Annotated in this window: 8 protein-coding genes; 6 read left to right on the plus strand and 2 right to left on the minus strand. The window is 64.9% G+C overall.

Features of this window, described 5'->3' with window-relative positions:
- A partial coding sequence (gene lnt / locus ACN0X6_RS24600) for an apolipoprotein N-acyltransferase (protein WP_417707961.1) occupies nucleotides 1-979 on the plus strand: 979 nt, incomplete at its 5' end.
- A 245-nt stretch (nucleotides 980-1,224) separates the two neighbouring features.
- Here the strand turns inward: lnt and ACN0X6_RS24605 are convergent.
- Both ACN0X6_RS24605 and ACN0X6_RS24610 read right to left on the minus strand, forming a co-directional pair.
- Nucleotides 1,225-1,998, minus strand: coding sequence for a YdcF family protein (locus ACN0X6_RS24605; protein ID WP_255847986.1), 774 nt, complete (start codon nucleotides 1,996-1,998; stop codon nucleotides 1,225-1,227).
- A 60-nt stretch (nucleotides 1,999-2,058) separates the two neighbouring features.
- The gene (locus tag ACN0X6_RS24610; RefSeq protein WP_003301719.1) at nucleotides 2,059-2,466 is read right to left on the minus strand and encodes a hypothetical protein; all 408 of its coding nucleotides are present in this window, start codon (nucleotides 2,464-2,466) and stop codon (nucleotides 2,059-2,061) included.
- Nucleotides 2,467-2,771: 305 nt separating this feature from the next.
- Between ACN0X6_RS24610 and leuS the strand changes: the two genes are divergently transcribed.
- The 5 genes from leuS to ACN0X6_RS24635 form a co-directional block, all read left to right on the plus strand.
- Complete coding sequence (gene leuS / locus ACN0X6_RS24615; protein WP_417707963.1) at nucleotides 2,772-5,378, plus strand: leucine--tRNA ligase; 2,607 nt, start codon at nucleotides 2,772-2,774, stop codon at nucleotides 5,376-5,378.
- Nucleotides 5,379-5,421: 43 nt separating this feature from the next.
- Nucleotides 5,422-6,027: an LPS assembly lipoprotein LptE gene (lptE, locus tag ACN0X6_RS24620; protein ID WP_023444927.1), complete on the plus strand. Its 606-nt coding sequence runs from the start codon at nucleotides 5,422-5,424 to the stop codon at nucleotides 6,025-6,027.
- A gap of 36 nt (nucleotides 6,028-6,063) precedes the next feature.
- Nucleotides 6,064-7,092, plus strand: coding sequence for a DNA polymerase III subunit delta (holA, locus tag ACN0X6_RS24625; protein WP_104098963.1), 1,029 nt, complete (start codon nucleotides 6,064-6,066; stop codon nucleotides 7,090-7,092).
- Nucleotides 7,093-7,196: 104 nt separating this feature from the next.
- On the plus strand, nucleotides 7,197-7,355 hold the full coding sequence (arfA, locus tag ACN0X6_RS24630; protein ID WP_104098962.1) for an alternative ribosome rescue factor ArfA: 159 nt from the start codon (nucleotides 7,197-7,199) through the stop codon (nucleotides 7,353-7,355).
- A 62-nt stretch (nucleotides 7,356-7,417) separates the two neighbouring features.
- Nucleotides 7,418-8,289, plus strand: an 872-nt coding sequence (locus ACN0X6_RS24635; RefSeq protein WP_312724787.1) for a lytic murein transglycosylase, incomplete at its 3' end; no start/stop codon positions are given.

An 8,289-nucleotide genomic window follows, 5' to 3' on the forward strand; every position in this document is an offset into this window, starting at 1 on the left:
GAGCGCCACCCTGCTCGCGGCGATCCCGCGACTGCTTGCCGACAAAGCACGCCTGGCCGCCGCCGTCGTGCTGCTGCTTTCCCCCTGGCTGGCAGGCCTGGCACTCAAGGACCATGCCTGGACGACCAGCAAGGGCGAACCGCTGACCGTTGCCGCAGTGCAGGGCAACGTCGCACAAAGCATGAAGTGGGACCCGAAGAAGCTCGAGATGCAGCTGCTGCTGTATCGCGACATGACCTTCGGTAGTCGCCCGGCAGACCTGATCGTCTGGCCGGAAACCGCGGTACCGATCCTCAAGGAGCATGCCGAGGGCTACCTGACGATGATGGCCGGCTTCGCCAACCAGCGCGAATCGGCACTCATCACCGGCGTACCGGTACGCCAGCCCAATGCGGCTGGCGAGCTGCGCTATTACAACGGGCTGACCAGCACCGGTGACGGTGCCGGCACCTACCTCAAGCAGAAACTGGTGCCGTTCGGCGAGTACGTACCGCTGCAGGATCTGCTGCGCGGCCTGATCGCCTTCTTCGACCTGCCGATGTCCGACTTCGCCCGCGGCGAATCCGGCCAACCACTGTTGCAGGCGAAGGGCCTGCAGATCGCGCCATACATCTGCTACGAGGTGGTCTACCCGGAGTTCGCCGCAGGGCTCGCGGCGCAGAGCGATCTGCTGCTGACGGTGAGCAACGATGCCTGGTTCGGCCGCTCCATCGGTCCGCTGCAACACCTGCAGATGGCGCAGATGCGCGCTCTGGAAGCCGGGCGCTGGATGATCCGCGCGACGAACAACGGCATCACCGTGCTGATCGACCCCTACGGGCAGATCACCGAGCAGATTCCGCAGTTCGAACAGGCCGTGCTGTATGGCGACGTCACCCCGATGCAGGGGCTGACGCCGTATCTGCGCTGGCGCTCCTGGCCGCTGATCGCGGTATGCATGCTGCTGCTCGGTTGGGCGCTGATCAGGCGCAAGGCATAGCCTCAACTATGCGAAGCTGCTGGGACCTGAACGGGTCTTTTGACTGCCGCTGAGAGGGCTTCATCGCAAGCCAGGCGGTTATGCCGAGCGCTGCGCCGCTCTTGAAAGGTCCGGCTCCGAGCTGGCTTTGCTCGCGGCCAAGGCCGCTCCTACAGCCACCAACGTGGGGGCGACCTTGACCGCAAATGGCGAGTTGCGGGCAGAAGCTCACCCCACGACCGTACACTCAGGTTAATGCGTTCGACTCAGTCGTTCGCGGAGCGGTACACAAGCGGGTAAACCGCCATACCAGCGACCTCGTTGAGCAACATGCCGTTCTGCCAGAAGGCCTTGGCCTCCGGCAACCAGCCATTCAACGGCCGACCATTGGGCACGCCCATGAAGCCCACCGGCGCAGCGATCACCTCGATCCCGTTCTGTTCGAAGCACCAGCGCGAGCGCGGCATGTGCGAGGCGGATGTCACCAGCACCACCCGCTCGATGCCCGCCGCACGCAGCATCTCGGCGCTGAAAACCGCGTTCTCCCAGGTCGTCCGGCTACGCTCCTCGAGCCAGCGCGTGGCGACGCCAAAGTCGCGCTGCAGCACCTCCGCGCCGAGCATCGCCTCGCTGGGTGGCTGGCCGTAGTGCAGCCCGCCACTGGTGAGAATCGGCAGGCCGCTGGTCTTGGCTAACCGCGCCGCATAACGCAAGCGCTCCAGCGCGATGTAGCCGGGCTGATCGCCGCCCCATGCCGGATCGCTCTGCTCGCGCCCGGCCCCCAGCACCACGATGGCGCCGGCCTCTTCATCCAGCTGCATCCACTGCGCCTCGACCAGCGCCGGCTCGCGCTCGACCAGCCGCGCCGTCCATTCGACGACGACCGGCAGGCTCATCAACCAGAGCCCGACCAACCCCGTGACGAAGCACAGCGCCGCCAGCTTTGGCGCGCGCCGGCGCAGCCACCATCCGAGCAACAGCAGGAGCAGCAGCACGCCCGGCGGCAAAAGCAGCTGCTTGAAGAAATAGCGAATCGGCATCCGACCTCCACGGCAAAGGCAGACACTCTAGCCGCAGCCGGAGGATTTGTCGGCCACTGTTCAATGCCGCGGATAGGTGTGCAGACGCTGCCTGGCGCGCAGCAGCTGCGACCCGCAGACGTGGCAGGCTGCGGGACCGGCGCCTTCCGGCCAGCTCACTTCGGCGTTGCACAGCGCGCAACTCAGCGTCTGTTGCAACGCCAGCGGCGCGTGGCGGCCATGCGCGCCGTGCCGTTGTCGACTACCGCTGCGCACAGCCGGACGCAGCGCCTGGCGCGACAGGTGAGCCTGCTCCTCCGCCGCGGCATGCCAGCCCGAGAGCCATTGGGAATCACGCTGCAGATACGCACGGATCAGCTCGAATTCCGCCGGCGTCAAACCGCGTACTTCCAGCTCGCCAGCACCGTCCGCATCACCGGACGTAGCACGTTCGGCCTCCTGCAGGGCCGAGCTCAGTCGCTGCAACACCCTTGCATAAAGACTACTGTCCTCAGATCGTGGCTCTCGGTCCATCAACCTCACCTCACATTCGTCCCGCCCCTGGATCAAGCGTAGCTCAGCCTGACGCGCTCAAGCCGCGCACGACGGACGGAGCTCTGGAGCAGCGGCAAATGGGGTTTCCCTAGGCCGCGGGGGGTCATGTATGCTACGGCGCTTCCATGCCTCCGCCCGCAGCCCGCCGGGTCGCGTTAGCGCCAGGTCCGCCGGACCTGCCAACGTGCCCGCGACAACGCATTCGCGGAGAGCCAGCCCCCATCCCAACGCCAGTAGCCATGCACGAACAGTATCAGCCCCGCGAAATCGAAGCCGCCGCGCAATCCCATTGGGACGCGCAGAAATCCTTTGAAGTGAGCGAACAGCCAGGCAAGGACACCTTCTATTGCCTGTCGATGTTCCCCTACCCCAGCGGCAAGCTGCACATGGGTCACGTGCGCAACTACACCATCGGCGACGTGATCGCGCGCTATCAGCGCATGCAGGGCAAGAATGTCCTGCAACCCATGGGCTGGGACGCGTTCGGCATGCCGGCGGAAAACGCCGCGATGAAGAATCAGGTGGCACCGGCGAAGTGGACCTACGAAAACATCGCCTACATGAAGGCCCAGCTGAAAAGCCTCGGCCTGGCGGTCGACTGGACGCGTGAAGTCACCACCTGCAAGCCGGATTACTACCGCTGGGAGCAGTGGCTGTTTACCCGCCTGTACGAAAAGGGCGTGATCTACCGCAAGAACGGCACCGTCAACTGGGACCCGGTCGACCAGACCGTACTGGCCAACGAGCAGGTCATCGACGGCCGTGGCTGGCGTTCCGGCGCGTTGATCGAGAAGCGCGAAATCCCGATGTACTACTTCAAGATCACCGCCTACGCGGATGAGCTGCTAGAGAGTCTGGACGAACTGGATGGCTGGCCGGAACAGGTCAAGACCATGCAGCGCAACTGGATCGGCAAGTCGCGCGGCATGGAGATCAGCTTCCCCTACGACGTGGCCAGCATCGGCAGCGAAGGCGTGATGAAGGTCTTCACCACCCGTCCCGATACGCTGATGGGTGCAACTTACGTCGCGGTGGCCGCCGAGCACCCGCTGGCCACGCTCGCCGCGCAGAACAATCCCGAGCTGCAAGTCTTCATCGATGAATGCAAGCGTGGCGGCGTCGCCGAAGCCGACATCGCCACCCAGGAGAAGAGGGGCCTCGCCACTTCACTGCGCGTGCAGCATCCGCTGACTGGCGAGTTGCTGCCGGTGTGGGTCGCCAACTACGTGCTGATGAACTACGGCGAAGGCGCGGTCATGGCCGTCCCGGCGCACGACGAGCGCGACTTCGAGTTCGCCAGCAAGTACGACCTGCCGATCAAGCCGGTGGTACGCACCAGCGCCGGCGACCAGACCCCGGCACCCTGGCAGGACGCCTACGGCGAACACGGCGAGCTGATCAATTCCGGCATCTTCGACGGCCTCGACTTCGACGGCGCGTTCGACGCCATCGAAGTGGCGCTGCAGAAGAAGGGCCTCGGCCAGGCACGCACCCAGTTCCGCCTGCGCGACTGGGGCATCAGCCGTCAGCGCTACTGGGGCTGCCCGATCCCGATCATCCACTGCGACAGCTGCGGCGACGTCGCGGTCCCCGAAAGCCAGCTGCCGGTCGTGCTGCCGGAAGACGTGGTACCGGACGGCGCCGGCAGCCCGCTGGCGCGCATGCCGGAGTTCTACGAATGCAGCTGCCCGAAGTGCGGCGCGCCGGCCAAGCGTGAAACCGACACCATGGACACCTTCGTCGAGTCGTCCTGGTATTTCGCCCGCTACGCCAGCCCGAACTACGAACAGGGCATGGTCGACCCGGCCGCGGCCAACCACTGGCTGCCGGTGGATCAGTATATCGGCGGCATCGAGCACGCCATCCTGCACCTGCTCTACGCGCGCTTCTTCCACAAGCTGATGCGTGACGAAGGCCTGGTCAGCTCCAACGAGCCGTTCAAGAACCTGCTGACCCAGGGCATGGTGGTCGCCGACACCTACTATCGCACCCTAGAAAACGGCGGCAAGGACTGGTTCAACCCGGCCGACGTGATCGTCGAGCGTGATGCCAAGGCCAAGATCATCGGCGCGAAGCTGGCCAGCGATGGCCTGCCGGTGGAAATCGGCGGCACCGAGAAGATGTCCAAGTCGAAGAACAACGGCGTCGACCCGCAGGCCATGATCGATGCATACGGCGCAGATACCTGCCGCCTGTTCATGATGTTCGCCTCGCCGCCGGACATGAGCCTGGAGTGGTCCGACTCCGGCGTCGAGGGCGCCAGCCGCTTCCTGCGTCGCGTCTGGCGTCTGGCTCATGCACATGTCAGCGCTGGCGTCGCAGGCACGCTGGACACCGCCAGCCTGAGCGACGAGCAGAAGGCCGTACGCCGCGCGATCCATCTCGCCATCAAGCAGGCCAGCGTCGATGTCGGCCAGCATCACAAATTCAACACCGCCATCGCCCAGGTGATGACGTTGATGAACGTGCTGGAGAAAGCCGCTACCGCCAGCGAGCAGGATCGCGCGCTGTTGCAGGAGGGCCTGGAAACGGTCGCCCTGCTGCTCGCACCGATCACCCCGCACATCTCTCACGAACTCTGGCAGCGACTCGGCAAACAGGGCGCGATCATTGACGCGCAATGGCCGAAGGTCGACGAGTCCGCCCTGGTGCAGGACAGCCTGACGCTGGTGGTACAGGTCAACGGCAAGCTGCGCGGGCAGATCGAAGTGCCGGCCGCGGCAAGCCGCGAGGAGGTCGAGGCCGCTGCCCGTGGCAATGAGAACGTGCTGCGCTTCACCGAGGGCCTGACGATCCGCAAGGTCATCGTGGTGCCGGGCAAGCTGGTCAACATCGTCGCTAACTGATTCGGCCCCGGCGCATGCGCCGGGCCTGCAAGGGGATAACAAGATGAACAAACGGAATCTGGTGGTGCTGGGCCTGACACTGCTGCTGAGCGCTTGTGGCTTCCAGCTGCGCGGCACCGGTGACGTGGAGTTCGGTCTCAAGGAGATCGACCTGCAGGCGCGCAACAGCTACGGCGAAACGGTGCAACAGCTCGAAGACCTACTCAAGAGCAATGGCGTGCGGGTTTACCCGGGCGCCAAGTACAGCCTGAACCTTGCCCGCGAGCAGACCCGCCAGCGCACCGCCAGCTACACCAGCTCGGCACGCAGCGCCGAGTATGAGCTGACCAGCACCCTCGATTACGAATTCCGCGGCCCGCAGAACATGCTGCTGCTCGAGGACAGCATCGAAGTGCAGAAGGTCTACGTGCACGACAGCAACAATCTGATCGGCTCGTCCCAGGAAGGTGATCAGCTGCGCCAGGAAATGCGCCGCGAGCTGCTGCAGCAGCTGACCCTGCGTATCCAGCGCATCACCCCGGCGCAGCTCGACCGCCTGCAACAGGAAGCCGAAGCCAAGGCCCGCGCCGAGGCTGAAGCCATGGAAGCTGCCCGTCATGCCCAGGACGCGCAGCCGCAACAGTCGCCCATCCAGCTGCCCATCCAGTAACAGGTAACGGGGCCTCAAGGCCCCCGTCTTCGTACCATGAAGCTTTCTCCCGCTCAGCTCGGCAAACACCTGCAAGGCCCGCTGGCGCCCGTGTACGTCGTCTGTGGCGACGAGCACCTGCTGTGCCAGGAAGCCTGCGATGCGATCCGCGCAGCGACCCGAGCGCAGGGCTTCAGTGAGCGTCAGGTCTTTCACGTGGAGACCGGCTTCGACTGGAGCCAGTTGATCGAAGCCGGTGCGAGTCTTTCGCTGTTCGCCGAGAAGCGCCTGCTCGAACTGCGCATCCCCAACGGCAAGCCCGGTGACAAGGGTGCCGCGGCGCTGCTGGAATATCTGGCCCGCCCCGCCGAGGACACCGTGCTGCTGGTCAGTCTGCCCAAGCTCGACGGCAGCACCCAGAAGACCAAATGGGCCAAGGCGCTGATCGATGGCAAGGACGTGCAGTTCCTGCAGATCTGGCCAGTGGATGCCGCGCAGCTGCCGCAGTGGATACGTCAGCGGCTGGCCCAGGCGGGCCTGTCCGCGGACCAGGAAGCCGTCGAACTGATCAGCGCCCGGGTCGAAGGCAACCTGTTGGCCGCAGCGCAGGAAATCGAAAAGCTCAAGCTGCTGGCCGAAGCCGGACAGGTCACCGCGGAAACCGTCCAGGCCGCGGTGGCTGATAGCGCCCGTTACGATGTATTCGGCCTGATCGACGCAGCCCTGCACGGCCAGGCGGCCCATGCGCTGCACATGCTGGAGGGCCTGCGCGGTGAAGGCGTCGAGGCACCGGTGATCCTCTGGGCGCTGGCCCGCGAACTGCGCCTGCTGGCCAATATTGCGCAGCAATATGCCCAGGGCACTCCGCTTGAGCGTGCCTTCAGCCAGGCCCGCCCGCCGGTCTGGGATAAGCGTCGCCCGCTGGTTTCCAAAGCACTGCAAAGGCATAACGCGGCCGGCTGGAACCAGTTGCTGAGAGACGCGCAACACATCGACGAGCAGATCAAGGGCCAGGCCGCCGGGGATCCCTGGATCGGTCTGGCGGACATTTGCCTGCAACTGAGTGGCCGCCGGATCGGTACCTGACGAGCGAATCGCGGAGAGCGAGTTCACGCCGCAGCGCACTGGACATTTTTTGTACAAGGCCTATGATTCCCTCGCCCGATAGCGGGCCATTTGAGGAAATCGAAATGAGCACACGCAAGAAACGGCCGAACAAGGCCAAGCACCTGGTTGCGCACCCCCTGTTCCGCCTCCGCCAGGAAACGCCGAAAAAAGGCAAAGGCAGCTACCGCCGCGAAGCCTCCCAGTCCACCAACTGGGAGGCTTCGGTCCTTCTGGCAGCCTGAAAACCCAACACCGCCAAAGCGTGATAATGTCTGCGGCCGACGACACGTTTCGAGAGCGGTGCATGTATCACACCTTCGTTCCCGTTCTGCTGCTACGTACCCTGGTTGCCGCTTCGGCGATGAGCCTGGTCGTTGCCTGTGCAGCCGAACCCCTCGCGCAGTCCACTCTGGTCAGCAACGTCCCCGCCGCCAGCCAGCCTAGCGACGCCACCATCGCCGATGTCCGTTCGGAAGCCACTCACCTGAGCTTCAGCCAGTGGCGCGAGCAGTTCCGCGCTGAAGCCCTTGCGGCCGGTATCTCCGCCGCAACCTTCGACCAGGCCTTCGCCGGCGTCCAGCCCGATCCAGCGGTGATTGAGGCGGACCGTAGCCAGCCCGAGTTCACCCGGCCCGTCTGGCAGTACCTGGAAGGCGCCATTTCGCCACAGCGCGTGCGCAGCGGCCGCCGCTTGCTTAGCGAGCACGCCACCACACTGGATCAGATCGAGGCCCGCTACGGCGTCGATCGCGAAACCTTGGTTGCCGTCTGGGGACTGGAAAGCAGCTTCGGCCAGATCATGGGCGACAAGTCGGTGATTCGTTCCCTTGCGACCCTCGCCCACGAGGGTCGCCGTCCGGCATTCGCCAAGAGTCAGCTGATTGCAGCGCTTGAAATCCTCCAGCACGGCGACGTCGCGCCACAGCGCATGCGCGGCTCCTGGGCTGGTGCCATGGGGCAGACGCAGTTCATTCCGACCACCTACAACACCCATGCCGTGGATTTCGATGGCGACGGCAAGCGCGATATCTGGAACAGCTCGGCCGACGCCCTTGCCTCCGCCGCGCATTACCTTCAGGCATCCGGCTGGAAACAGGGTAAGGCCTGGGGCTTCGAGGTAGAGCTACCCGAAGGGTTCGACTACGCCTTGGCCGACACCGAGATTCGCAAGCCGCT

It is taken from the genome of Pseudomonas sp. (assembly GCF_048269965.1).
Classification (GTDB): Bacteria; Pseudomonadota; Gammaproteobacteria; order Pseudomonadales; family Pseudomonadaceae; genus Aquipseudomonas.